General features: G+C 61.5%; 25 protein-coding genes and 1 tRNA gene. 14 read left to right on the forward strand and 12 right to left on the reverse strand.

Annotated elements, in window-relative coordinates; genetic code table 11:
• The first annotated feature begins 176 nt into the window (after positions 1–176).
• Positions 177–842: an MBL fold metallo-hydrolase gene (locus tag Q0L62_RS05905; protein ID WP_296677772.1), complete on the forward strand. Its 666-nt coding sequence runs from the start codon at positions 177–179 to the stop codon at positions 840–842.
• On the opposite strand, the gene Q0L62_RS05910 is transcribed toward Q0L62_RS05905, so the two are convergent.
• Positions 839–1,240 (reverse strand): MAPEG family protein, encoded by a 402-nt coding sequence (locus tag Q0L62_RS05910; protein WP_367183259.1) that lies wholly within the window; start codon positions 1,238–1,240, stop codon positions 839–841. The two genes, Q0L62_RS05905 and Q0L62_RS05910, sit on opposite strands and share 4 nt — an antisense overlap.
• A gap of 159 nt (positions 1,241–1,399) precedes the next feature.
• Between Q0L62_RS05910 and rpmF the strand changes: the two genes are divergently transcribed.
• From rpmF to Q0L62_RS05940, 6 genes are all read left to right on the forward strand, one after another.
• Complete coding sequence (gene rpmF, locus Q0L62_RS05915) at positions 1,400–1,579, forward strand: 50S ribosomal protein L32 (protein ID WP_100865555.1); 180 nt, start codon at positions 1,400–1,402, stop codon at positions 1,577–1,579.
• Between the two features lie 26 nt (positions 1,580–1,605).
• On the forward strand, positions 1,606–2,661 hold the full coding sequence (gene plsX / locus Q0L62_RS05920) for a phosphate acyltransferase PlsX (RefSeq protein WP_296677783.1): 1,056 nt from the start codon (positions 1,606–1,608) through the stop codon (positions 2,659–2,661).
• Positions 2,658–3,626 carry a beta-ketoacyl-ACP synthase III gene (locus Q0L62_RS05925; RefSeq protein ID WP_296677785.1) on the forward strand — a complete coding sequence of 323 codons (969 nt, stop codon included), beginning with the start codon at positions 2,658–2,660 and terminating at the stop codon, positions 3,624–3,626. The genes plsX and Q0L62_RS05925 overlap by 4 nt, the downstream gene beginning before the upstream one ends.
• A gap of 114 nt (positions 3,627–3,740) precedes the next feature.
• Positions 3,741–4,028 carry an integration host factor subunit alpha gene (locus tag Q0L62_RS05930; RefSeq protein WP_296677788.1) on the forward strand — a complete coding sequence of 96 codons (288 nt, stop codon included), beginning with the start codon at positions 3,741–3,743 and terminating at the stop codon, positions 4,026–4,028.
• A complete protein-coding gene (locus Q0L62_RS05935; RefSeq protein WP_296677790.1) occupies positions 4,025–4,435 on the forward strand; it encodes a MerR family transcriptional regulator in 411 nt (136 codons plus the stop codon). Before Q0L62_RS05930 ends, Q0L62_RS05935 begins: the two co-directional genes overlap by 4 nt.
• A 69-nt stretch (positions 4,436–4,504) precedes the next feature.
• Positions 4,505–5,938 carry an NAD-dependent succinate-semialdehyde dehydrogenase gene (locus Q0L62_RS05940; RefSeq protein WP_296677793.1) on the forward strand — a complete coding sequence of 478 codons (1,434 nt, stop codon included), beginning with the start codon at positions 4,505–4,507 and terminating at the stop codon, positions 5,936–5,938.
• A gap of 4 nt (positions 5,939–5,942) precedes the next feature.
• Here the strand turns inward: Q0L62_RS05940 and Q0L62_RS05945 are convergent, their stop codons facing one another.
• The 3 genes from Q0L62_RS05945 to Q0L62_RS05955 are packed head-to-tail and all read right to left on the reverse strand — an operon-like array spanning position 5,943 to position 9,413.
• Positions 5,943–6,485 carry a histidine phosphatase family protein gene (locus Q0L62_RS05945; protein ID WP_296677796.1) on the reverse strand — a complete coding sequence of 181 codons (543 nt, stop codon included), beginning with the start codon at positions 6,483–6,485 and terminating at the stop codon, positions 5,943–5,945.
• Positions 6,482–9,214: an ATP-dependent DNA helicase gene (locus Q0L62_RS05950; protein ID WP_296677798.1), complete on the reverse strand. Its 2,733-nt coding sequence runs from the start codon at positions 9,212–9,214 to the stop codon at positions 6,482–6,484. The genes Q0L62_RS05945 and Q0L62_RS05950 overlap by 4 nt, the downstream gene beginning before the upstream one ends.
• A 49-nt stretch (positions 9,215–9,263) precedes the next feature.
• The gene (locus tag Q0L62_RS05955) at positions 9,264–9,413 is read right to left on the reverse strand and encodes a hypothetical protein (RefSeq protein ID WP_296677800.1); all 150 of its coding nucleotides are present in this window, start codon (positions 9,411–9,413) and stop codon (positions 9,264–9,266) included.
• Between the two features lie 339 nt (positions 9,414–9,752).
• Between Q0L62_RS05955 and Q0L62_RS05960 the strand changes: the two genes are divergently transcribed.
• The 5 genes from Q0L62_RS05960 (at position 9,753) to Q0L62_RS05980 (ending at position 14,441) form a co-directional block, all read left to right on the forward strand.
• Positions 9,753–10,220, forward strand: coding sequence for a hypothetical protein (locus Q0L62_RS05960; RefSeq protein WP_296677802.1), 468 nt, complete (start codon positions 9,753–9,755; stop codon positions 10,218–10,220).
• A gap of 96 nt (positions 10,221–10,316) precedes the next feature.
• Entirely contained in the window at positions 10,317–11,330 is a 1,014-nt protein-coding gene (locus Q0L62_RS05965; RefSeq protein ID WP_296677804.1) for an adenosine deaminase, read from the forward strand.
• Complete coding sequence (locus Q0L62_RS05970) at positions 11,327–11,893, forward strand: phosphoribosyltransferase (protein ID WP_296677806.1); 567 nt, start codon at positions 11,327–11,329, stop codon at positions 11,891–11,893. Before Q0L62_RS05965 ends, Q0L62_RS05970 begins: the two co-directional genes overlap by 4 nt.
• Positions 11,894–11,895: 2 nt before the next feature.
• A complete protein-coding gene (locus Q0L62_RS05975) occupies positions 11,896–12,798 on the forward strand; it encodes a helix-turn-helix domain-containing protein (RefSeq protein ID WP_296677808.1) in 903 nt (300 codons plus the stop codon).
• Between the two features lie 50 nt (positions 12,799–12,848).
• A complete protein-coding gene (locus Q0L62_RS05980) occupies positions 12,849–14,441 on the forward strand; it encodes a lysine--tRNA ligase (protein WP_296677810.1) in 1,593 nt (530 codons plus the stop codon).
• Between the two features lie 47 nt (positions 14,442–14,488).
• On the opposite strand, the gene Q0L62_RS14430 is transcribed toward Q0L62_RS05980, so the two are convergent.
• The 3 genes from Q0L62_RS14430 to Q0L62_RS05990 are packed head-to-tail and all read right to left on the reverse strand — an operon-like array spanning position 14,489 to position 17,455.
• On the reverse strand, positions 14,489–14,869 hold the full coding sequence (locus Q0L62_RS14430; RefSeq protein ID WP_367183261.1) for a PilZ domain-containing protein: 381 nt from the start codon (positions 14,867–14,869) through the stop codon (positions 14,489–14,491).
• 58 nt (positions 14,870–14,927) lie between these two features.
• A complete protein-coding gene (locus tag Q0L62_RS05985) occupies positions 14,928–16,781 on the reverse strand; it encodes a DUF885 family protein (protein ID WP_296677812.1) in 1,854 nt (617 codons plus the stop codon).
• A complete protein-coding gene (locus tag Q0L62_RS05990) occupies positions 16,748–17,455 on the reverse strand; it encodes a 2OG-Fe(II) oxygenase (protein ID WP_296677814.1) in 708 nt (235 codons plus the stop codon). Before Q0L62_RS05990 ends, Q0L62_RS05985 begins: the two co-directional genes overlap by 34 nt.
• An 85-nt stretch (positions 17,456–17,540) precedes the next feature.
• On the opposite strand from Q0L62_RS05990, the gene Q0L62_RS05995 reads away from it, so the two are divergent.
• Positions 17,541–18,098, forward strand: a complete 558-nt coding sequence (locus Q0L62_RS05995; protein ID WP_296677817.1) for a cytochrome b — start codon at positions 17,541–17,543, stop codon at positions 18,096–18,098.
• Positions 18,099–18,177: 79 nt separating this feature from the next.
• Here Q0L62_RS05995 and Q0L62_RS06000 read toward each other — a convergent pair whose 3' ends face one another.
• Both Q0L62_RS06000 and ettA read right to left on the reverse strand, forming a co-directional pair.
• Positions 18,178–19,179 (reverse strand): RcnB family protein, encoded by a 1,002-nt coding sequence (locus Q0L62_RS06000; RefSeq protein ID WP_296677819.1) that lies wholly within the window; start codon positions 19,177–19,179, stop codon positions 18,178–18,180.
• Positions 19,180–19,288: 109 nt separating this feature from the next.
• Positions 19,289–20,962: an energy-dependent translational throttle protein EttA gene (gene ettA / locus Q0L62_RS06005; RefSeq protein WP_296677821.1), complete on the reverse strand. Its 1,674-nt coding sequence runs from the start codon at positions 20,960–20,962 to the stop codon at positions 19,289–19,291.
• Between the two features lie 158 nt (positions 20,963–21,120).
• Between ettA and Q0L62_RS06010 the strand changes: the two genes are divergently transcribed.
• Entirely contained in the window at positions 21,121–22,482 is a 1,362-nt protein-coding gene (locus Q0L62_RS06010) for a M28 family peptidase (protein ID WP_296677823.1), read from the forward strand.
• Here Q0L62_RS06010 and Q0L62_RS06015 read toward each other — a convergent pair.
• The 3 genes from Q0L62_RS06015 to Q0L62_RS06025 all read right to left on the reverse strand — a co-directional run bounded on the left by Q0L62_RS06015 (position 22,468) and on the right by Q0L62_RS06025 (position 25,198).
• Positions 22,468–23,610, reverse strand: coding sequence for a DUF1501 domain-containing protein (locus Q0L62_RS06015; RefSeq protein ID WP_296677826.1), 1,143 nt, complete (start codon positions 23,608–23,610; stop codon positions 22,468–22,470). The genes Q0L62_RS06010 and Q0L62_RS06015 overlap by 15 nt on opposite strands.
• Before the next feature lie 4 nt (positions 23,611–23,614).
• On the reverse strand, positions 23,615–25,000 hold the full coding sequence (locus Q0L62_RS06020) for a DUF1800 domain-containing protein (protein WP_296677828.1): 1,386 nt from the start codon (positions 24,998–25,000) through the stop codon (positions 23,615–23,617).
• Positions 25,001–25,121: 121 nt separating this feature from the next.
• Positions 25,122–25,198 (reverse strand) — tRNA-Pro (locus Q0L62_RS06025).
• Positions 25,199–25,236: the final 38 nt, after the last annotated feature.

Below are 25,236 nucleotides of genomic sequence, written 5' to 3' on the forward strand. Positions count from 1 at the left end.
CCAGCGAAGAACTGCCGATCTTTTAAGTTTCTATATTGGCTGGCAAAAGCGAAGCTGTTTCGCAAGAATAGCAGGCGTAACGGCCGGGCCTGTGCAAACGGACCGCGCCAGTAGCGATGAGTCAGCGGTCAAAACCGGACTTGCCCTCGCGCACAAGGGTCGCCACATCTGATGTCATGACCGAACAAACCGAACCCCCGCTGCGCGTCGGGATCATTCCTGTCACTCCGCTGGAACAGAATTGCTCTCTGATCTGGTGTACCCGCACGATGCGTGGTGCGCTGGTCGATCCGGGCGGCGATCTGGACAAGCTCAAGGCCGCCGTGGCCAAAGTCGGCGTGACGATCGAAAAGATCCTGCTGACCCACGGACACCTGGATCATTGCGGGCAAGCGGGCATGCTGGCCAAGGAACTGGGCGTGCCGATTGAAGGCCCGCACGAGGATGACCGCTTCTGGATCGCGCAGCTGGACGATGACGGCAAGCGGTGGGGCATGCATGCCGAAAGCTTTGAACCTGACCGCTGGCTCAAGGATGGCGACACAGTGACCGTGGGCGAATCGACGTTGCAGGTGATCCATTGCCCCGGTCACACGCCGGGCCATGTGGTTTTCTATACCCCTGAGGGGCATCTGGCGATGGTGGGCGATGTGCTGTTTTCAGGTTCGATCGGGCGCACCGATTTTCCACGCGGCAACCATGCCGACCTGATCGCGTCGATCACGCAAAAGTTGTGGCCGCTGGGCGATGACGTGACCTTCATTCCCGGCCATGGGCCAACCAGCACATTCGGCCGGGAACGACAGGTCAACGCCTACGTCAGCGATTATGCGCTGAGTTAGAGTTTACCCAGCACGATCAGCACCGCAACGATCGGCAGACCGATCTGGGTCAGCATGGTGATCAGCGTGCCAACCATCCGGCCTTTGGCGAACGGTCCCGAACCGTCCATGCCCAAACCATGCGCAATGCGCCCAAGCATGAACAGCCCGCCGACGATGGCAAGCCATTGGCCGCCTTTGCCGGCCAGTTCGATCCCGGCAATCAGAAATAGCACCCAAGGAGTGTTTTCTGCGAAATTAAGCTGGGCGCGCATCCGCCGTTCCATCAGGTCATTGCCGCCGGTGCCGACGCCGATGCCCTGACTGCGGCGAACATTCCCGCAGCGCATGGCCAGCCAGAAATTGATCAATGCCGCCGCAGCGGCCAGCGAAAGCGTGGTAGGCAGGATTATGGACACGTGTATTCTCCCCCGTTGATGCTTCAGACCCGATCAGGGTTCAGGCGGTGCTTGCAACCCGCGCCAAATTCGTTATAGGCGCGCCTTCGCAGCCGCCGGCCCCTTGGTCCAGCGCGGCCTTGGTAATCGACTTAAGACAATTCAGGAACAGGTGCCGCAATGGCTGTCCCCAAGAGAAAAACTTCGCCTTCACGCCGGGGCATGCGCCGCAGCCATGACGCACTGAAGGTTGAGGCCTTTCACGAATGCCCTAATTGTGGTGAGCTGAAGCGCCCGCACAACCTGTGCCAGGCCTGCGGCCATTACAACGGTCGCGAGATCGTTTCGGTCGGGCTCTAAGCCCCCTTAACCGGAGACATGCGCACATGACTTTGCCGCGTATCGCTGTCGACGCGATGGGCGGGGATGAAGGTGTGCGCGTTATGATCGAAGGTGCGGCCTTGGCACGGCGCCGCCACGATCGGTTCAAGTTTCTGCTGGTCGGCGATGAAGAGCGGATCAAGACCGCGCTTGAAAATCATCCCAACCTGCGCGCCGCATCAGAAATCCTCCATTCCATCGATGTCGTTGCGGGTGACGAAAAGCCGACACAGGCGCTGCGCCGGGCTAAGACCACCTCGATGGGCATGGCAATCAACGCGGTAAAGACCGGCGCTGCCGGTGCTGCGGTCAGCGGCGGCAACACCGGTGCGCTGATGGCGATGAGCAAGCTGGCCCTGCGCACCATGCCAGGGATTGACCGACCCGCGCTGTCCGCGCTGCTGCCCACGCTGGGCGAAACCGATATGGTCATGCTGGATCTGGGCGCGAATACCGAATGCGATGCCCGCAATCTGGTCCAGTTTGCCATCATGGGCGCGGCCTATTCGCGCATCGTCACCGGGCGCGAGCAGCCACGCGTGCGTCTGCTCAATATCGGAACCGAAGAGACCAAGGGCACCGGCGATCTCCAGATCGCGGCTGGACAGCTGAAGGATGCGGCTAACGGCCTCGCCATGTCGTTCGACGGATTTGTCGAGGCGGACAAGATCAACCGCGGCGAAGTTGACGTCGTTGTGACCGATGGGTTTTCCGGCAATATTGCGCTTAAAGCGGTTGAAGGCACCGCACGTTTTGTTGCCGATTTGCTGCGCCGCAGCTTTGCCTCGTCGCTGCGTTCCAAGTTTGGCTTTCTGGTGTCGCGCCCGGCGACCGAACTGCTCAAGCACCACCTTGATCCAAACAACCACAATGGCGCTGTTTTCCTGGGGCTTAACGGGGTGGTGGTGAAAAGCCACGGCTCGGCCAGCGCGGTCGGCGTTGCCAATGCGGTGGCGGTCACCGCGCGATTGCTCGAACATAACCTGACCGAGCGGATTGCCGCCGATCTAGAACGCCTTGGCGGAAGCCATCTGGGCCGGACGGCCAAGGCCGCCGAGTGACGCGGCGCTCTGTTCTGATCGGCACGGGTTCAGCCCTGCCGCGCCGCGCCGTCAGCAACGCTGAGCTCACGCAGACGGTCGATACCAGCGACGAGTGGATTGTCGAGCGCACCGGCATTCGCAACCGCCATATCTGCGGCGACGATGAAAATACCGCGACCCTGGCCATTGAGGCAGCGCGAGCGGCGATTGATGCGGCCGGGATCGAAGCGCAGAGCATTGGCCTGATAGTGCTGGCCACGGCAACGCCAAACCAGACTTTTCCGGCTACCGCCACGATCGTCCAGGACGCATTGGGCTGCAATGGCGGGATCGCTTTTGACGTGGCGGCGGTGTGTTCTGGCTTTCTCTATGCACTGAGCGTGGCCGATTCAATGCTGCAAACCGGCATGGCGCAGCGCGCGCTGGTAATTGGTGCGGAAACCTTCAGCCGGATTCTTGACTGGGAGGACCGCACCACCTGCGTTCTGTTTGGCGACGGGGCAGGCGCCGTCATTCTTGAAGCGCAGGACGTTGCCGCAGACGGCCCTGGCGTGCTGGCCTGCCGCTTGCATGCTGACGGCGCACACAACGAACTTCTCTATGTCGATGGTGGTGCGGGGACGACAGGAACCGTCGGTCATCTGCGCATGAAAGGCCGCGAAGTGTTCCGCCATGCCGTGGTCAATCTGGCCGAAGTTCTGGGCGAAGTGCTTGCCGACGTGGGACTTTCTCCGGCCGATATCGACTGGGTCGTGCCCCATCAGGCCAATCAGCGGATCCTGGATGCCACCGCCAAAAAGCTTGGACTGCCGCCAGAAAAGGTCGTTGTGACAGTAGATCGCCATGCCAATACCTCTGCCGCATCAGTGCCGCTCGCGCTTGATGCGGCGGTGCGCGACGGGCGCGTAAAGCCTGGCGACCTTGTCGTGCTCGAGGCGATGGGCGGCGGCTTCACTTGGGGCGCAAGTTTGATCCGCGTTTGAGGAGACTGCGCTAACCCACAGGTTTTGCGCAGTTACGTTGCATTTGCGGACGCAATCGGTATGCTTTGATTCGCAGGTCGCGCTGCTCAAAAAGGAAGGGGCTTGCTGCGCTCCATGTCTACGTTGACCCGGGCCGATCTGGCCGAAGCCCTGAACCGCAAGCTTGGACTTTCGCGTTCGGACTCTCTCACCATGGTTGAATCCATCTTGCGGCACATGTGCGAAGCATTGTCACAAGGCGAAAACGTCAAGATTTCAGGCTTCGGCACGTTCCTGCTGCGCGACAAAGGTGAGCGTGTGGGCCGCAACCCCAAGACCGGGGTCGAAGTTCCGATTACGCCGCGCCGGGTCATGACGTTCCGCGCCAGCCAGATGCTCAAGGACCGGATCACCAAGGGATGAGCGACGCCGCGCTGTTCGACGATGGCAAGGATGCCGGCGCGCTTCGCACTATTGGCGAAGTCGCAAAGGCGCTGGGTATTCGCCAGCACGTCCTGCGCTATTGGGAAGAACAGTTTCCGATGCTCCGCCCGCTCAAACGCGGCGGTGGCAGGCGCTACTACCGGGCTGAGGATGTGACGCTGGTCGAAACGATCGACCGGCTGGTCCACCGTGAAGGATACACGCTCAAAGGCGCGCGCATGGCGCTGAGCGGGCAGACTTCGCCGACCGCGGCCCGATCCGCTTCCCTTCCGTCGCCGGGAGAAGCACAGGCTTTGCCGGCAGCTTCCACGCCGGCGCAATTTGCCCTGCGGGCGCGCCTGATCGCGCTGCGTTCAACCCTGGTCAACGCGCTCCACGATAGCTGAGGCGACCAGCCTCTCGTCAAAGCGGGTTGGGCGCGCTAGGGTCGTTCCATTGCAGGAGCGAAACATTTCATGACGCACGGTTACGACGCAGACCTGGCGCTGCTGATCAATGGCAGCTGGAAACTGGGTGAGGGACGCGATCTGTTCCCCGTGGTGGATCCTGCCCGCGGCGAGACGATTGGCGAAGTGCCGCTGGCAACCCCGGCCGATCTGGATGAAGCCCTTGACGCAGCAGACAAGGGTTTTGTCCTGTGGCGCGCCACACCCGCCGATCAACGCGCCGCCGTGATGCACAAGGCAGCGGCCCTGATGCGCGAACGCAGCGAAACCATCGCCCGGCTGCTGACGCAGGAACAAGGCAAACCACTGGCCGAAGCACGCGGCGAAGTTTCTGGCAGCGCCCAACTGTTCGATTGGGCGGCAGAGGAAGCAACCCGTATATATGGGCGCGTGCTGGTGCGGCCTACCGGGCAGCGATCAATGGTGATCAAACAACCGGTTGGCCCGGTTGCGGCGTTCAGCCCCTGGAACTTTCCGGTCTATCTGATGGCCAAAAAGCTGGCCCCAGCGCTGGCGGTGGGCTGTTCGGTAATCGCCAAACCGCCTGAGGAAACGCCTGGCAGCTGCGGCGCGCTGATGCGCTGCCTGTTCGACGCGGGGCTGCCTGCAGGCGTTGCCCAAATGGTCCACGGCGTGCCCGATACGGTCAGCCGCCACTTGCTCGCCAGCCCGGTGATCCGCAAGGTCAGCTTCACTGGATCTACCCCGGTCGGCCGCCATCTGATGCGGCTCGCCGCTGACGGGCTGAAGCGCATCACCATGGAACTGGGCGGCCACGCGCCGGTTCTTGTGTTCGAGGACTGCGATCTTGAAAAGACGCTAGACATGGTGGTGCCGCAAAAGTTCCGCAATGCCGGCCAGGTGTGCGTCAGCCCCACGCGGTTCTATGTCCAGCAAGGGATCTATGACCGCTTTGTCGATGGGTTTGCAGCGCGCACCGCCCAGGTAAAGACCGGCCACGGGCTGGACGCTGATACCAAGATGGGTCCGCTTGCCAATATCCGCCGCCCCGATGCAATCTCGGCGCTGGTAGACGATGCCGCCGCCAAGGGGGCCCGGGTGTTGGCCGGCGGTCACCGCGGCAATGAAGGGTTCTTCTTCCAGCCGACTCTGCTGGCCGACGTGCCGGACAGCGCCGATATCATGAACACCGAACCTTTTGGCCCTGTCGCAGTGGCAGCCCCGTTCGCCACGCTTGAGGATGCGCTTGCAAAGGCAAACCGCCTGCCCTTCGGCCTGGCGGCCTTCGCCTTCACGGAAAACATGCGGCAGGCCAACCTGCTGGGCGATGCGATTGAAAGCGGCATGGTCGGGATCAACACCTTCGCAATCAGCGTGCCCGACGCGCCGTTCGGCGGGGTCAAGGATTCGGGCTTTGGTAGCGAGGGCGGGATCGAGGGAATCGAAAGCTATCTGGCGACAAAGGCGATCCACACCGCCTGAACGCTCAGATCAGCTGAGGCCCCAAGGCCGGATCAAGATCGCGGGGGCGGATCAGGTGAACCAATTTCGCCGTCTTGTCGGTCAGCTCCGCCCATCGTCTGATCGGTAATTCCAGCACCGCATAGGCTGCGGTCGGAAACTTCACTTCGACACTATCGCGCAGCGGGCTTGATCCGTCATCAGGAACCAGGTCGAAGATCAGGTCTTCCAGTCCTGGATTGTGACCGACCATCAGCGTCGCAGCAAAGGCATCGTCCTGTTCGCGCAGCAGATCGGCCAGGGTAGCGCTGCTGGCCAGATAGATCCTCCTGTCCCAGTTCACCGCCAGCGGACGACCCGCCGCTTCTGCCGCGATTTCCACTGTTTCAGCGCACCGCACCGCCGGGCTGGAAATCAGATGATCCCAGGCGATGCCATGATCGCGGATGTGGCGGCCCATGATGGCGGCCCCGGCGCGGCCACGCGTGTTCAGCGGGCGATCGAAATCGCGGGCGCGCGGATCGGCCCAGTCGGATTTTGCATGGCGGAACAGGCCGAGGGTCTTCACGTGGTACTTTCGCGAGGGGCGGGCGCTCCAAAAGCACCGGTGGACACACGTTGTAAAGCTTCGTCCAGTGTCACGCGCACAACAGGCGTGCCTTGGGGGAAGGCGTTCAGCAAACGGCTGGGAAAGGCGGCGGACAGGACGACGAAATGGCCGTGATCGTCACGGCTGCGGATCAGGCGCCCGAAAGCCTGCGCAAGCCGTGCGCGGATGATCGCATCATCATAAGCGCTTCCGCCGCCCGCCATCCGCCGTGCGCGGTGCAGGATCGATGGTTTGGGCCACGGCACCTGCTCCATAATCACTAGCCGCAGTGAATGGCCCGGCACGTCCACCCCGTCGCGCAGGGCATCGGTGCCCAGCAGGCTGGCGCGCGGATCATCCCGAAAAATATCAACCAGCGTTCCGGTGTCGATAGGATCAACATGCTGAGCATAGAGCGGCAGGCCATTGCGGGCCAACCGATCAGCAATCCGGCCATGGACAGCGCGAAGCCGGCGAATTGCCGTAAACAGGCCCAGGACGCCGCCTTGGGCCGCTTCGATCAGGCGGCCATAGGCACCAGCCAGCGCGCCGACATCGCCGCGCGGTACGTCTGTTACGATCAGGACCTGGGCCTGCGATGCATAGTCGAACGGGCTGGCAAAACTTGACAGGTCAGGGACCAGGCCCAGTTCGGGCGCGCCGCTGCGGATGATCGCTTCGCTCCATCCGTCTTCACTGCCGCTGCTGCCGTCTTTTAGAGTAGCCGATGTAATCATCACACCGTGCGCGGGTTCGAGCACGGTGCGCGCGAACGGCTTCATCGGATTAAGCCAGCGGCGATGCATGCCGACATCGTATTCGCGCGCTTCGGCCCGGTCGACAGCAAGCCAATCGACAAACTCGGGATCGGCAGGTCCGCCCAGCCGTTCGAGCAGCGCCTCCCATGCGGCAAGCAGGTCAATACGCCAGGCCAGCGAATGACGCGCACCCTCAATTCGTGCACGGCCTGCGCCGTCAAGCCAGTCGGGAGGTTCGGCGACCAGCGCGTCAAGCCGCACCCCCAGCCGGATCAGCGGTCCACGCAGTTCGGCCAGTGCGGCCTGGGCGGCTCCTGCCCGCTCGATGAAATCACCGTCAAGCTGTGCCGCTTCGGTTTCAAGACCGTAGCCCGCTTCCTGTCCGCCGCTTTCGTCACGGGCATAGACGGCGGAGCGCACTCCGGCGAACAGTTCTTCCAGTGCGCCCCACGGCGCACCTTCGGCCAGCCGCTGCAGCCAGCCATCGCTGGGCAATGCTTCGGCCGCGTGGCGTGCAGCGGCAATCGCCTTGCCGCCTGCCTCATCATAGCTGGCCAGGTCGGCCAGCCGCGCAGCCAGACCCCGGCGCCGGCCCTTCGATCCACGTTCGGGGCCGATCACCCAGCGGCGCAGCTCGATTGTTTCGGCTCCGGTGAGAGCTGCGGCAAAGGTCGAATCGGCAGCTTCGAAAACATGGTGCCCTTCATCGAATACAATGCGTGTCGGGCGCTGTGCGGTATCACGTCCGCGTGCGGCGTTGACCATGACCAGCGCGTGGTTGGCAATGACCAGATCGGCCTGGGCGCTGGCACGAGCAGCGCGCTCGATGAAGCATTTGCGGTAGTGCGGACACCCTGCATAAACGCACTCACCGCGCCGGTCTGTCAGCGCCGCGACCCCGCGCTGCCTGAAGAGAGTGCCTAGCCAGCCCGGCAGATCGCCGCCGATCATGTCGCCGTCCTGGCTGAACGCCGCCCAACGCGCGACCAGATGCGCCAGGATGCCTGCGCGGCCCGAAAAGCCGCCTTGCAAGGCGTCTTCCAGGTTCAGCAGGCACAGATAGTTTTCGCGGCCCTTGCGTACCACCACCGGCTGGGTGCCATCGGCCCGCCGCTCTCCCCACGCGCGGCGGCTCTCCCGGCGCAGCTGGCGTTGCAGCGCCTTGGTATAGGTTGATACCCAGACCGTGCCGCCGCTTTGCTGCGCCCACAGTGAGGCCGGGGCAAGATAGCCCAGCGTCTTGCCGATCCCGGTCCCGGCCTGAGCCAGCAGCAGATGCGGCACTCCTTCGCGGCGGCGCGGGGCAAACGTGCTGGCAGCTTCAACGGCATAGGTTTGCTGGGCAGGGCGCGGCTCGGCACCTTGTCCGGTCAGAACTGCCAGTCGGGCGATCACTTCCTTTTCTGCCAGCGAGACCTGCGCAGGCTGGGGCCGCTCTGGCACTTCATCCCACTCAGGCAGGCGCGAGAAAAGCCAGCGCTCCGCTTTTTCCGGTTTGGCTATGCGCGGGTTTAGCAGGGCAGCCCAAGGCCAGCGTTGGCGGGTAAGGCTTTGCAAAGCAGTCCATGCGCCTTCGCGCTCGTGCCAGTCCGCCGCTTCGCACTGGGTCAACAATGTCCCCGCAGCCAGCTGCAGGATAGCTGGAACACTGTCATCCCCGCCCGGATCGGCCAAGCCGAGGGCGTGGGCCAGCCCCTTGGGCGTGGGAACGACAAACCGCGCCGGATAGACGAAGGCGAATAGCTCAAGCAGATCGAGCCCGGAAAGGTCAGGATAGCCCAACCTTGTTGCCACCAGCGGGGCGTTGATCAGCAGCAAGGGCGTATCTGCTGCGGCGACGATGGCGTCGCCTTTGCTTACCGTGCGGGTCGCTCCACCACCATCGCGGAGCCAGCACCCGCTGTGGCTGGCGTGAAGTGCGGGCAAGGGAAGGGCGGCGTGATCTGCCATCCAGCTCGCCTAGAACGAAAAGGAAACGGATTAAAGCAAGAAGCCTCGATTAACGGCGCAAAAGACGCTCCCACCAAGTCCGGTCTGCGGCCATCGGGCGGATCTTGCCATAGGTGCGCAAACGGATCGACGGATCCATTTGCGGGCGCTGGCGGCTCATCACATGAACAGTACCGTGAATCTGATGCTGCGATATCATGCTTGCCTCCACTCGTTTGCTGGCGTTTGAAACGGTCGAACACGCCAGAAGTTCCTGAAACAGCCAAACCCGCTAACGGGCCCGATCATGTCAACTTGCCGTAACATTTGACTGATCTTGTGGAATAATCTCAAAAAATAATCCAAGCTTTCTAAGTTTAATCAAACAATAAGCTGAAAAATGACTCGGCAAATCGCTCTATATCATAATATGATCCAAACCACGGGCGCGATTCGAAACGATCCAATCAACCGACCTGTGCAATTCAGGCAGCGGGATTACCTGTGCTTGTATTTAAACGATAATAAGCGGGGTTGAGGATCAGCGAGGGGATGTACCATGAAAATCATCAGCCTGACTTTAACAACGCTTTCAATTGCTTTGGCTGCAGGCTCAGCCCAAGCGCAAAATTTCACTTATGAATCGTCGGCCAGTTCTCCAACAATGTTAGGTGGCCCTGACGCACGAGGAGTCCCCGTGGTTGGCGGATACTGGAGCGGCACAAGCAACGTCACTTGGGCTGATGGCAGCAAAAGCACTGACAAATACACTTGCGTAAGCACGTCGCAGCCCACGAACGCCAAGATTTTCGACAGCCATGTAATTTGCGACGGCACCAATTCCCAAGGCACTTATTCAGCCGTTTTCGGATGCCAGTTCACGTCGAAAGACATGCAAAGCACCGGTTGTGTTGGCGGCTTGACCGGAAGGACCGGAAAATATGCCGGAATGGGCGGCACGATAACATTTGCCGGCCGCGGTGGGACGGGATCAGGAACAGGGACCTGGTCCAAACCCACTAACTGACACGATTGGCTGGACCGGACGTGGTGCCGTTACGGAACTGCGTTCGGCTCAGCATCAAGCGTTGACCGCGCGGCGTCGCTCCGCCAGCGTTCTGCGATGCCGAATCCTGCCCGCGACGCCCTGATAGCCCGCCTGCCCAAGGCCGAACTGCATCTGCATATCGAGGGATCGCTTGAGCCCGAAATGCTTTTTGCCTTCGCCGCGCGCAACCGTGTGGTCATACCGTTCGCTTCGGCGGACGCCGTGCGCGCGGCCTATGATTTTTCCAACCTTCAGGATTTTCTCGACATCTATTACCAGGGCATGGCTGTGCTGCTGACCGAGCAGGATTTCTATGACCTGACCTGGGCCTACCTGGAACGTGCGGCTGCCGACAATGTCCGTCACGTCGAGATTTTTTTTGATCCGCAAGGTCACACCGACCGCGGCGTTGCCTTTGGTACTGTGCTGAACGGAATCGAGCGAGCGCTGCTCGACGGCGAGGCGCAGCTTCGCATTTCCTACCGCCTGATCATGTGCTTTTTGCGCCACTTGAGCGAAGAAAGAGCCATGGCCACTTTGGCTGAGGCGACCCCCTACATCGGCCGTATCCACGGCGTAGGGCTGGATTCATCGGAAATCGGCCACCCGCCGAGTAAGTTTGCAACCGTGTTTGCCAAGGCGGGCGAACTTGGACTTCATTTGACCGCCCATGCCGGGGAGGAGGGACCGCCCGAATATGTCCGTGAAGCTCTTGATCTGCTGCGGGTTGAACGGATCGACCATGGCAACCGCGCTCTGGAAGACCCCGCGCTGGTAACTCGGCTGGTCGATGAGGAAATTACACTGACAGTTTGTCCACTGTCCAACGTTCGGCTGTGCGTGATTGATGATATTGCGGCCAGTCCGGTGCGCATGATGCTCGATCTGGGCATTAAAGTGACAATCAATGCCGATGATCCTGCCTATTTTGGCGGTTATGTGAATGACAACTTCCGCGCCGTTGCGCATGCGTTGGGCTTGAGCGCTGCGCAAATCGTTGCACTGGCCGAAAACAGCTTTGCCGGCTCCTTCCTGAGCGATGCTGACAAGGCCCAGCACATTGCTGCGGTCCGCGAGGCGGCGGCATGACCGAAAAGACCTGGCTGACTGCAGACCGTCTGCTGGAAGACAGCTACAGGCTGGCGAACCGGATTTTCGACGCCGGTTTCCGGCCCAGCCACATCGTTGGAATCTGGCGCGGCGGAGCTCCGGTTGGTATCGCCGTGCAGGAACTGCTGCAATATCGCGGGATCGAAAGCGATCATATTGCCATCCGGACTGCCAGTTATTCCGGGATCGATAAGCAAGACAAGGAAGTACGCGTCTATGCCCTGGGCTATCTGATCGATACGTTAAACCCCGACGACCGACTGCTGGTGATCGACGACGTGTTCGACAGCGGCCGATCCATCGAGGCCTTTTTGCGCGAGCTTAAAGCCAGATGCCGTCACAACATGCCGCGCACGGTCAAGGTGGCGACGGTATACTACAAGCCTGGTCGTAACCGGACCGCAATGCAGCCAGATTTCTTTGTCCATGAAACAGAGGACTGGCTGGTTTTCCCGCACGAGATCTGCGGTCTGACTGTGGAGGAAATCCGCGATCACAAGCCTGGTGCCGATCTGATTCTGCGGCAACCGGAAACAGGGTAAATATGGCTGACGGGGGACAATTTCTGCAATCGCGCAATTACCCGCCTTCCGAGCGGCTCGCCCCCTATATTGCAAGGCACTATGTCTTTTCGGTCACTGCGCCAGATGAGTTTGAATTGATCGATCATCTGTTGTCTGAAACGGCATTTGTGCGGCTGCTGCTACGCGGTGACTGGTCGGCGCAGGTCGTGAACGGCGTCTGGTCAAATGTTGGTCAGGCCGTGTTTTTCGGCCCCAATAGCCGGCCGCTACCTGTGCGGGTCAGAGGCGGCTTCCGCGTGGTGGGCATCGCCTTTTGCCCGGCCGGCTGGCGCGCGCTTAGCGACATTGCAGCCAATGCTTCGACAGACCGTATGGTGCCGCTTACCGACATGTTGGGCCGCAGGGCCACAGCGCTTCTGGAAACAGTCAGCGCGATCACTGACGATTCAACGCAAGGCGATGGGCAGATTGTCAATGCCCTCGAAGCCGTTGTCAGCGAGCTGCTTGACACGCGTGGCTGGCAAAAGCCCGACATGGTAATCCAGCGTTTCGAGCAACTGGCGCGCAATAACAGCACGGCGCTAGTCCGCGACGTTGCGGCGCAGCTTGGCCTGTCCGAGCGTCAGCTAGAGCGGCGCTGCCTCCCCACTTTTGGCATGTCGCCCAAGGCTGTTCTGCGCCGCAGCCGGTTTCTTGATATGGCTACGGCAATCCGCGGGCTTTGCACGGAGGACGAGCGGGAAATCGCCGCGCTGCGCTATTACGATCAGCCGCAGATGATCCGCGAGTTCCGCCGTTTCACCACAATGACGCCGGGACAGTTTGAAAAAACTCCGACACCCCTGCTTACAGCCGGGCTTGAGCTGCGCAACCTTCGTAAGATGCAGGACTTGGCAAATGCGGACGATCAGGCTTTAGATTAGCTGCTTCGGCCTTGCGCAAACGGCACAAAGCGTCGAAGGCGCGCTACATCATGAACCACGATGCACTGCACGCCGCCGCACAGGTTTCCAAAGCCTGGCCGTTTGAGGAAGCCCGCAAGCTGATCAAGCGTTTTCCCGGCGGCAAACCCGGCGGCGCCCCGGTTCTGTTCGAAACCGGCTATGGTCCTTCGGGTTTGCCGCACATCGGCACGTTTCAGGAAGTTCTCCGCACGACCCTGGTGCGCCGTGCTTATGAAGTGCTGTCCGGCGGTGCGCCGACCCGGCTGGTGGCATTCAGCGATGATATGGACGGGCTGCGCAAAGTGCCTGAAAATATCGAAAACAAGGCCGTTCTCGAAGCCAATCTGCATAGGCCGCTGACCCGCATTCCCGACCCATTTGGCACGCACGAAAGCTTTGCCCACCACAATAACGCGATGCTGCGCCAGTTTCTCGACCGGTTCGGGTTCGAGTACGAGTTTGTTTCATCGTCCGACATGTACAACGGCGGTCAATTCGATGATGCGCTGAAAGACGTGCTGCGCAGTTTTCAGGCTATCATGGACATCATGCTGCCTACTTTGCGGGCTGAGCGGGCGAAAACCTATTCCCCGGTGCTGCCTGTGTCGGCTTTGACTGGCCATGTCCTTCAGGTACCAATCGAAGTCGTGGACGCGGATGCCGGGATCATCCGGTTCGAGGATCAGGGCAAGACGGTCGAGCAATCGATCCTGGGCGGGCAGTCCAAGCTGCAATGGAAGGTTGACTGGGCGATGCGCTGGGTCGCGTTGGGTGTCGATTACGAAATGTGCGGCAAGGATCTGACAGATTCAGAGCGCGAAAGCGGCAAGATCGCTCGCGCATTGGGGGGGCGTCCTCCCGAAGGTCTGATCTACGAGCTATTCCTGGACGCCAATGGCGAAAAGATATCCAAGTCCAAGGGCAACGGTCTGACCATCGACGAATGGCTGACTTATGGCAGCGAGGAAAGCCTGGGTTTTTACATTTACCGCGAACCAAAAAGTGCGAAAAGTCTACACGTTGGGGTAATACCGCGTGCGGTCGATGAATATTGGCAGTTCCGCGAAAAATTACCGGACCAGCCGGTCGAACAACAACTCGGCAATCCGGTATGGCACCTGCTGCGCGCCAACGGTCCAGCCAAGGGCGAGGGCGAGAGCCTGCCGGTGACCTACGGACTGCTACTCAACCTGGTTGGTGTCCTGGGTTCCCAGGCTACTCGCGCGCAGGTCTGGTCCTATCTTGGCAACTATGTCGAAAATGCCGATCCCGCTGCCCACCCTCAACTGGACAAGCTGGTCACCACTGCACTTGCATATAACCGCGATTTCATTGCGCCGACACTGATCCGCCGCAAGCCAGACGCAGGAGAGGCGCTGGCTCTTGCTGCGCTCGATGAGGAACTGGCCGCGACCAGCGACAGCGCGACAGCGGAGGAGTTGCAGAACATCATCTATGCGATCGGCAAGGACCCACACTATGGTTTCGACACGCTGCGTGACTGGTTCAAGGCGCTGTATGAAACACTGCTGGGATCAAGCGCCGGCCCTCGCATGGGAAGTTTCATTGCACTTTACGGTATCGACAATACCCGCAAACTGATAGCCGAGGCATTGTCCTGATCAGGGTTGTCAGGTGCAGTGTCGGGCGCCCGTCTTTGCCAGCGTGGTCAGATCCTTCGGGCACCCGTGACCCATTCCCTCGCTAAAGTTCGGGCTGCGGCGCGTTCATCGCGGGCCGGGCTTGCCGAGCATAGCCCGCGTGCTTCAAGGACCCAGCTTTCCGGAAGGCTGTCAAAGAAGCGGATCCCGCAATAGCCAACCCGGGCCCAAACGATCGTGCCGAACGTTTCCTTTCCGCTCCACTGCAGTACGACGTCGCCCCGCAGAGCGAACGTCGCCTTGCTGTAAACCCGAGCGCCAGATGCGCTCAGGTCGATCAACCAGGCGGCCTGGTCGGCCGCGCAGGAGATGAGGCGGCACGGCAAGCGAACCCTTAGCCTGCTTTGCCCGCGCCTGCCTGTGACCCCGCCTGCTCCTGCTGCTGTCATAATGCAGGTCGATTAGAGCAGGCAGGTTAGCACTCGCCCAGCGGCACATTACGAGGAACTACGCAGCCCGCGTTCGGGCAATCCAGCGGTCGATTTTCGCCTCAAGAATCGGCAGTGGCAGGGCGCCCGAACCCAGGATCTGATCATGGAAGTCGCGCACGTCGAAGCGCGCGCCTAAAGCAGCTTCGGCTTTTTTGCGCAGGCGCTGTATAGTCAGGGCCCCGATCTTGTAGCTCAGCGCCTGACCCGGCCAGGCGATATACCGTTCAACCTCAGCAGTAGCGTCGCTTTCTCCCATGCCAGAGTTGGCCAACATGTAGGCAATTGCCCGTTCGCGCGACCAGCCTTTGGCGTGGATGCCGGTATCGACAACCAGCCGCATCGCGCGCAGCATCTCGTCGTCCAGCGTGCCCCAATGCTGCAACGGATCCTTGTAAAAGCCCATCGGATAGCCCAGCGTTTCGGCGTAAAGTGCCCAGCCTTCGACATAAGCGTTGTTGCCGCCAAAGCGTTGGAAATCGGGAAGGGTTCGGTCTTCTTGGGCAAGGCTTATCTGGAAGTGATGGCCCGGCGCGCCTTCGTGCAGGTACAGTGTGGTGATCCCGCTCAGGAACCGGCTCGGCAGATCATATGCGTTGTAATAGAAAACGCCCGGGCGGCTGCCATCGGGCGAACCCTGGTTATAGCTGCCACCTGCTTCGTACTTTTCGCGGTAGGCAGGGTATGGCTCGATCAACAGCTTGGTACGAGGCGTGCGGTTGAAATACTGCGGCACGACCGCGTCAACCTTTCGCGCGACCGCAGCAAAGCCTGCTGCCAATTGTTCGCGCGTTTTGGGGTGAAAGCGTGGGTCGGTGCGGATCGTGTTGAAAAACGTTTTAAGGTCGCCGTCATAGCCCAGCTCACGTCTGACACCGTCCATGTCCCCTTGGATCCGAGCCACTTCGTCCAGGCCCAGCTGGTGGACGCGTTGGGGATCGAGCGATAATGTGGTGTGCTGCCTGATTGCTCGCCGATAGAAATCGGTGCCGCCCCTCATGGCGGCAATGCCTATCCGTTCGCGTGCGGCTGGCAGGTATTCGTCATGCAGGAATGCGCGAAGACGTCGGTACGCTGGCAAGACCTCGTCGCGCAGCGCTGCGGCATAGGCGGCGCGTAATTCAGCCCTTTCGGCGGGGCTGATGCCGGGCGGGAAATCCCGGACCGGCGAGGTGAAGGGCGATTGATCGACCGGCTGGGCCAGCAAGGTATCGATCTGTCCGATCATGTTGTTTGTGGTCAGCCGCGTTTCGACAACTCCGCTGCCCAGACCCTGCCTGAAACGTGCCACCGCATTGTCCAGTACGACGGCAAACCCCCGCATCAGTTCAAGATTGGCGCGGTATGCTACGGCGTCATCGTATTTCAGGGCTCCATCGCGGGCAACAAGCGAGGGGAACTCGATATGCAGACCGCCGAAGTGATTGAACGGCCGGACTGCTGTCAAAGCTGCCATGTCGGGCTGAAGTCCGCCAAGTTCCTGCCGTTTGTCGAGCAGAAACACGTCGTAGGAAATGCGCCGCTCATCGCTCAGCCGGCGGCGATCAATCCGGCGCAGCGCGGCAATACTTTCATTGACCGACCCGCGCTGCGCGTGCAGCTGCGCGTCGGTGAACATCTGCCGGAAGGCCGTGGGAGATGGCGTACCGCCACGATAGATCACGGCCATCGGGTCAAGCGCGTCTTCGCGCCGGGCATCGTCGCGGAACAGGCCCATCAGACGTTCGTCGTCAGTCCCGAGTGCCGCAGTGACAGCCGGCACCGGCGATGACTGAGCGTTAAGCGGTCCGCAAGCTGTGATAAACAACGCTGCCCCCAGCGCTGTGATTGCCCCTGTCTTCAAGCATTCCCCCATCTGCGCGTACGATACCATTTCGTTACGATGTATTTTGTGCCTTTAGCCACCGGCAAACCTGCGTGAAGGGTGAATTGATTCAATGATCCGTCAAGTGTCGCATTGTTCCACGCCAGCAAAACGCCGCGCTGCGGCGGGACTGATATCGCGAGGTTGAGGAAGGCTGTTTCGCCGCCTTCTTCTACGTCGTTCAAGTATATCATTGCCGTGTAGCTGCGCTGGCCGCCGCGCCGCGATTCAGCTTTGAAATACGGCGCCTTCGTCCAGAACCAGTCCATGTGCTCGCGAAACTCCTGGCCTGGAGCATAGCGCTGCCCCTGTATCGTTTCGCCCCATTCGTGAGGCAGGCCGATCAGATCGTCGATCCGCCGTTCAACCATTTTCACAAAGCCGTCATTTACGTCCACATCGCCGGAATAGGACGTGCGCCACACCTCGTTATATCCGTGATCGAGGATCTTCGATGGAACTGCAGTGCGGTCAATCATTGCCATCAAGCGGTCACATTCTCCGGGTGTGACGAAATCGGCAACGGCCCAGATTTCGGCGTGGTCCGCGGCGATACGCTGGACCATCGGATCTGCTTCGAGCCGCGCCCGTACCCGGTCGCCGACGTCTTTCATCGCTGCCTTGTCCGGATTGGGGCAAGGAGGATAGTGTTTGAGCGGCACTGGGGCGGCTGACTGGTTCACACCGCTACCATTGCCAATGCTGCGCCCCGGCACAAGACCTGCAATCGCGCTTGTTCAAACAGCGTGTATTTGCAAGACTGCGCGGATGGATAGTCAAACCACCTCGTCCGCGCGATATTCGCGCGGCGCCGTCATCTTGCACTGGCTCATTGCTGCGCTGATCGCCCTGAACTTTGCCGCCGCCTGGTATGCACAGAACCAGCCCAGGGATGCGGCGATGCAGATCATGGGTAATCACAAGGCGATCGGCATATCGATCCTGCTGCTGACACTGGTGCGCATAGGCTGGCGGTTGACCCACCGTGTGCCTGCACCATCAGCCGATCTCGCGCCGTGGGAAGTAACCTTGTCGAAGATCGTTCACTTTCTGCTCTACGGACTTATGCTGGGCATACCGCTGGGCGGATGGGCTACCCATTCCGCGTTTTCTGGCGGAAAGCCTGTCAGCATGTTTGGAATCGTTGACTTCCCGGGGCTGCCATTTGCGCAGAACAAGGATCTGGGCGAGACATTCGGCGGTGCGCATGGCACCTTTGCAACGGTGATGCTGGTCTTGCTGGCGCTTCACGTAGCCGGGGCACTGAAGCACCGAATTATTGACAAGAACACTCAGGCATTGGCCCGGATGTCGCTGCGCCGCTAAGCCAATCGTGGTATCTCAAATGGAAAGGGCCGCTGCGGTTTTCCGCAGCGGCCCTTGGTTTTTCTCGATCGCGTGACGCTTACCAGAAGAAGTCGTGAATAACGTCGACCACTTCGCCATCGTAGACGTTCACCAGCAGCGCGTCGTCGTAATAGCGAACCCAGCGATAGGGGCCGTACACGTCGGGCAGGCGATACTGATACGGATCGTTGATCCAATAGCGCGAACTGTAGAACAGAGAATCGAGGTAGAACCCAATGCTCAGCCGGCGGTAAGAATAGTTCCGGTAGGGTGAATAATAGGTGCCCCAGCGATAGATCGATGGGTTGTAGCGGCGATAGCTCGACCAGTTGTAACGGTCGTTGTTGCGCCAGCGGCGGTCCCAATTGCGGTAATCGGTCTGGCGATTATCGCGATAGGTGTAGGTCGTGTTGCGCGACTGCTGATTGCGCCATTGATCATTGTACCGGCTCTGGTTGTTGCTGCGCCAGCGATCATTGTCACGGCTCGAGTTGCCATCGCGGCTGGTCCATTGCCCATCACGGCGGCGCTCGCCGTCCCGGTTCCGGTCGCCGTCCCGTCCTGCCCATGATCCGCCCCGACTTTCATCGCCGCGGCGATTTGCATCCCGCGCACCGCCCCAGGTAGAGGGCGACGCCCAACGGGGAGCGGCCTGCTGCGGGGGCGCTGCGGCCGGGACCGACTGCTGCCGGTTTCCGTCCGAACGACCGGCCCAGCCGCGGGTCTGAACTTGGCCGGCATTGTCGGCGTTGCCACCATTGCGGCCCCAGCCGCGGGCCTGTTCGCCATTTCCGCGCGACTGCTCGTTACGCGCGCCCCAGGCCGGCGTTTGACCGCCGCCTTCGTTTCGGCTTTGCTCGGCACGGGCGCCCCAGCCGCCGCGACTTTGGCGTCCGTTGTCCTGGCCACTGTCCGACTGGACGCGCTCGGCCCGATCACCGCGTTTGCCCCAGCCGCCATTGTCGGGTTCTGCCAAAGCGATTCCTGGCAGCGCAATTGCTGCCACGGCAAGGGCCAGCGCTGCGCGGCGGCCCGAAAGGTAGTTCTTGCTGACGGCCATGGCCGTGTCTCCATCCCATCGCGCCGCACCATCGGCGGCGACCATGAGACCGGCCTATCTGAGTCGCGCTGTCAGCAGCGTGAACGAATTGGTAAGACTTTCGTTCAGCTTAGCGAGTGAGTTTCTTGTAAGCGAGGCGGGTCGGGCGATCTGCTGCGTCGCCCAGGCGGCGGCGCTTGTCTTCCTCGTATGCTGCAAAGTTTCCTTCGAACCATTCGACGTGGCTGTTGCCCTCAAATGCAAGAATATGCGTTGCCAGCCGGTCCAGAAAGAAGCGGTCGTGGCTGATGACCACTGCGCACCCAGCGAAGTTTTCGATGGCGTCTTCCAAAGCGGCGAGGGTTTCAACGTCAAGGTCGTTGGTTGGTTCGTCAAGCAGCAGGACATTGCCGCCTTCCTTCAGCATCTTGGCCATGTGCACGCGGTTGCGTTCACCGCCAGAAAGCTTGCCAACGTTCTTCTGCTGGTCGGCGCCCTTGAAATTGAACGCACCGACATAGGCCCGCGTGCTCATTTCCTGCTTGTTCACGGTCATGTAGTCATGCCCGCCCGACACTTCTTCCCATACGTTGTTCTTGGGGTTGAGGTCGTCGCGGCTTTGGTCGACGAAGCCCAGGTGGACGGTGCTGCCAATCTCCACGCTGCCGCTATCGGGCTGTTCCTTGCCGGTGAGGATGCGGAACAGGGTTGATTTACCCGCACCGTTGGGGCCGATTATCCCGACGATCCCACCGGGCGGGAGCATGAACGACAGATCTTCGAACAACAGCTTGTCGCCGTAAGCCTTCGACAAGTTCTGCACGTCGATGACCTTGCCGCCAAGTCGCTCGGGCACCTGGATGACGATCTGGGCTTTGCCGATAGGACGGTTGTCCTGCGCGTTCTGCAATTCTTCGAACTTGCGGATACGGGCCTTGGACTTGGTCTGCCGCGCGGCCGGAGTTTGCCGGATCCATTCCAGCTCACGGGTAAGCGCCTTCTGCTTGCCGCTTTCCTCGCGCTCTTCCTGTTCAAGGCGCTTGGCCTTCTTTTCCAGATAGGTCGAGTAATTGCCTTCGTAAGGAAAGTATTTTCCGCGATCCAGCTCAAGAATCCAGCCGACGACGTTGTCGAGAAAGTACCGGTCGTGGGTGATCATCAGCACCGCGCCGGCATACTCCTTCAAATGGTTTTCCAGCCATTCGACCGATTCGGCATCAAGGTGGTTGGTAGGCTCGTCAAGCAGCAGGATGTCGGGCTTCTGGATCAGTAGCCGGGTCAGCGCGATGCGGCGCTTTTCCCCGCCCGACAGGCTTTCCACCGACCAGTCGCCAGGCGGGCAGCGCAGTGCTTCCATGGCGATTTCAAGCTGGTTGTCGAGCGTCCAGCCGTCCACCGCATCGATCTTGCCCTGCAGGACACTCATCTCTTCGCCCAGCTTGTCGAAGTCCGCGTCGGGTTCAGCCATTTCCATGCTGATCGCATTGAAACGGTCGACCAGATCGGCAGTTTCGCGGGCGCCGTCCTTTACGTTTTCCAGCACGGTCTTGGTCTTGTCGAGTTCCGGTTCCTGCGGCAGGTAGCCGACAGTGATGTTCTCACCCGGCCACGCCTCGCCCGTGTAGTCCTTATCGATCCCGCCCATGATCTTCATCAGCGTCGATTTGCCAGCGCCGTTGGGTCCGACAATGCCGATCTTCGCACCTTGATAGAATTGCAGGCTGATGTTGCTGAGCACCGGCTTTTGCGCACCGGGGAAGGTCTTGGTCATATCCTTCATGACGAAGGCGTACTGGGCGGCCATCGAATAATCCTCTTGGGAAACAGGCGGGATGGGAAAGTTGCCGCGCGCTCTACAGGGCTGCGTAAAATCGGGCAAGCGGTCACATGTTGCGCAAATGACGGTGCAATGCCGATGGATGCCGCTTGGCAGGGGCGGCGTGCCGGGATAGCAACGCCGCAATGCGAACCGTCACTCTGGCCCTGGCCGCCTCCGCCCTTGTCCTTGCCGCTCCAGCCACAGCCACACCCAAGAAGGGGGCGAGCCCGGCTGCAACCATGCCCGACCCATCGGCGTGGGCCATCCTGGAAGCGCTGACCACCGAGATCGGCCCCCGTATTGCCGGATCAGACCGCGAAGCGGCGGCACGCGAATGGGCTGTGGCGCGGTTGGCGGCGCTGGGCTTCAGCAACCCGCGGATTGAACCGTTCACCTTGCGCGGGTTCGTCCGCGGTGCGGAGCATGCCCGGATCACCGCGCCCTATCCCCAGAACGTTGCGGTGACCGCGCTGGGTTATTCGGTCCCCACGCCGGATGGCGGGCTTGAATCAGAGCTGGTTTATTTCCCTACCCTCGATGCGCTGAAGGCGGCGCCGGATGGCTCGCTCAAGGGCAAGATCGCCTTTATCGATCACGCAATGAAGGCCAACCAGGACGGTTCGGGTTACGGCCCGTTCGGGAATGTGCGCCGCGTAGGTCCGCGCATAGCTTCGCAGAAAGGGGCGCTGGCGGTCGTGATCCGCTCGGCCGGGACCGACATGCACCGCAATCCGCATACCGGCGGCACCCAGTTTGGCGATGCAACGCCGATCCCGGCCGCAGCGGTATCGCTTCCCGATGCGGAACAGATCGCGCGTATCGCATCGCGGGGCAAGCCGATGCGCCTCGCGATCACCCTGACCGGCCATCCGCAGGATAACATGACGTCGGGCAACGTCATCGCCGAACTGCCCGGGAGCGACCCCAAACTGCCGCCGGTCCTGGTCGCCTGCCATCTTGATAGCTGGGATCTGGGCACGGGAACCATCGATGACGGTGCAGGCTGCGCGATTGTCACTGCCGCCGCGCTGCGGGCGCAGGCCGGGGGCAAGCCCTTGCGCACGATCCGCGTCTTGTGGGCCGGCAGCGAAGAAATCGGCGTGTTCGGCGGCGCGGCATATGGAAAGGCCCACGCGGCCGAGCCGCACAGCCTGGCGATGGAAAGTGATACCGGCGCCGACCGGGTCTATGGCCTGCGCACCAGCTTTGCCAAAACCAACCCAGCGCTGCGTGACCGGCTGGTCGCCGCGCTCGCCCCGCTGGGGATTGTCGATTACGGCGCGGGCGTTGAAGGCGGAGCAGACATCGGCGCAATCGCCCTGGCGCAAAAACTGCCCGTGATTGATCTGATCCAGGATGCCACACGCTATTTCGATCTGCACCACACGCCCGACGATACGCTCGACAAGGTCGATCCCCAGCAGCTTGAACAAAATGTCGCCGCCTGGACCGCAGCGCTCAGGATCGTGGCGAACGAGGCCGGATCGCTGTCAGGCGCGAATTAGGTCCACAAGCGGGCGGCCCGTTCCGCCCGGGAACAGCCTGGACGCGGCGATCGCCGGATCAAGGCCGAAGTGCCCCGCAACAGCTCCGGCCATTACGGCATCAAGCGCGGTGGTCGGTTTCAGGTCGCGCCCCTCGTAAAGCTGTGCATTGGCAAGGCCCGGCCAGTCCGCCACAATGCGGCCACCCTTAACTGTGCCGCCGATCAACACGGCCAGCCCGCCGGTGCCATGATCGGTCCCGCCCGTGCCGTTAACCGCAGCGGTGCGGCCGAACTCGGTCGCGATGATGACCAGCGTGTCGGCCCAGATCGGCCCCAGGCCTTCCTTCAGCGCGCCCAGCATGGCGTCAAGCCCGGTCAGCTGGTTGCCCAGCCGCCCGCGCTGGTTGGCATGGGTGTCCCAACCGGTTGTTTCGATCATGGTCAGCCGCGCACCTTCTGCGCCCGTCAGCAGTGACGCAGCAAGGGTGCCCATCGCTGCAGCGCCGCGGCCTCCATCGCCGCCCTCGCCAACCGATTGCCGGGTCTGCACCGCTTCGGTCCACAAGGCATGAAGCTGCGCGTCCCCGGCATAGAGCCGCTCCACCCGTCGTAGCAATTCGCCGGATGCTTCGGGCAGACTGCTGGGGGCATAGCTGGAGACCGTGGCTGGCCCGCGCAGCGCGGTGGGGATCGCCGGTGAAAGCGCCAGCGCCTTGGCCGGGCCGCCGGGCAACATACTGATCAAGCGGTTCATCCAGCCGTCACCGCGATCGTATGGTTCGCGTCCACCTGTTTCCAGGACGTTTTGCCCATCGAAATGCGAACGGTCACGGTATGGCGATGCGGCCGCATGCACGAACAGCGCCTCGTTGCTGCGATAGCTTTGGGCCACGCGCTGCAGGGCAGGGTGCAGGGTGAACATGCCGTCAAGTTTGGTCCCGCCGTCAATATCGGCAAGTTCGCGGCGCAAGCCGGCATAGGCCGGATCACCGGTCGGGGACAGGGTGGCAAGCCCATCGGCCGCGCCGCGCTGGATGATAAAGACCAGACGCTTTTCACCGGGTAAGGCGGCAAAGGCCAGATGCGGTGCAAACAGCGCACCCGACATCAGCGCACCGCGGGCCAGCAGGGATCGGCGATCAAGCATGGATTTACCTCCGCAGCATTTCGGGTGCCGCCAGCAGCAGGGCGAGCGCCTGGGTAGGGCTTTCAGCGCCAGCCAGCACCTTGCGGGTACTGTCGGACAAGGCGCCGGGAAATAGCCGTTCGGCCATGGCGCGCGCATCCATTTCAGGATTGCGGCCGGCGATTTGCTGGGCCACTTCGATCCGGCGGAACAGGGCATCGGGGCCGGCCCAGCTGGGCGACGTGTCATCCCAACCGGCGGGCGATCCGGGCTGCCAGATCGGCTGGCCCAATTGCTTGAAGGCGGCTGCGTTCGCTTTTGCAGGGACAGCAGGCACGCCAACCGCGCGCAAGGTCGCGATGGTCCAGTCCCAAGGGTTGCGAAACTTTGCCGGTGCGCTCCACGGTTCGGGTGCTTCCACCAGTGCGCGGTATACCGCGGCCAGATCTCCGCCCGATGAAAGGTATGTTTTTTCCAGCCGTGCAATCAATGTCGGCGGCGGAACATCGCCGGCAAAGTGGCGAGCCAGCTTGGTCGCCAGATGCCGGGCGGTTGCAGGGTGCGCCGCCAGATCAAGCAGGATCCGCCGCGCCTGGTCTTCACCGGATGCCTCATAACGCTTGCCCAGAACTGTGCGATTTCCCGGTTGATGGATCGCATCGAGGAAGAAAAACCCCGGCCCCGGTCCGCGAAGCTGCGGCTGTCGGGCAAGACCGCCAACGGTCCACCCGGTCAGGGCGCGGGCCAGCTCTGTCACATCATCCTGGGTATACCCGGTGCGCACGCCCAGGGTGTGCAGTTCAAGAATCTCGCGCGCCAGGTTTTCATTCAGTCCGCGCTGGTTTCCGCGGCGCGATGTGCGGGTGCCAAGCGTCGATTCGGGTCCGATCGATTGCGCCTGATCAAGATAAAGCAACATCCCTGGATGGCGGGTGACGGCTACCAGCATGTCGGAAAAGCTGCCGAGCACGTGCGGCCTGATCGCTTCGAACTCAAACGGTGCGGCCAAGCCAAGGGTAACCAGCTTGTCGACCGAAACGGCAAAGTGATTCGACCAGAAATGAACCAGCCGCTCGACAAAAGGTGTGGACGTTGTCAGGGCAGCATTGGTGCGGGCTCCGCTACCGGCGACATAGTCGTCGCGGATGCCGCGGAACGGCTTGGACAGAGAATTGGCCTCGGGCGTATTCTTCAGCCGCTCTGCTTCTGCTTTGTAGTCCTGCTGAGCTTCGCGCGAAGCGCGCAGCCTGATTACCTGCGCAGCGCTATCGGGCACTGCCGCGATGGCGGCAGGGCGCGGATCGTATCGGGCAAACTGATCAAGCAGCCAGCGCCGCGGGTCAGCCGGTACGGCTTCGCCCTGGCGAAGCCCCAGGCCAAAGCGGTTCATTGCCATGCTGACATCGCCCATCGCTATGCGCCTCTCTTAGCCGACTCAACGTGCTGCCGGTGTGCACAGCTTGGCGCCGCCGGTCTTGCCGCAAAATGTATTGGATTGTCGCGAGTGAACGGCGCGTGAGCCAAACTCGACTTGGTCGGGGAGACAGGATTCGAACCTGCGACCCTCTGGTCCCAAACCAGATGCGCTACCAGGCTGCGCTACTCCCCGACCGGGAGTCGATGTGTCCGTGGTGGGCCCGGCAGGAC

It is taken from the genome of Novosphingobium sp. (genome assembly GCF_024642085.1).
GTDB lineage: Bacteria > Pseudomonadota > Alphaproteobacteria > Sphingomonadales > Sphingomonadaceae > Novosphingobium.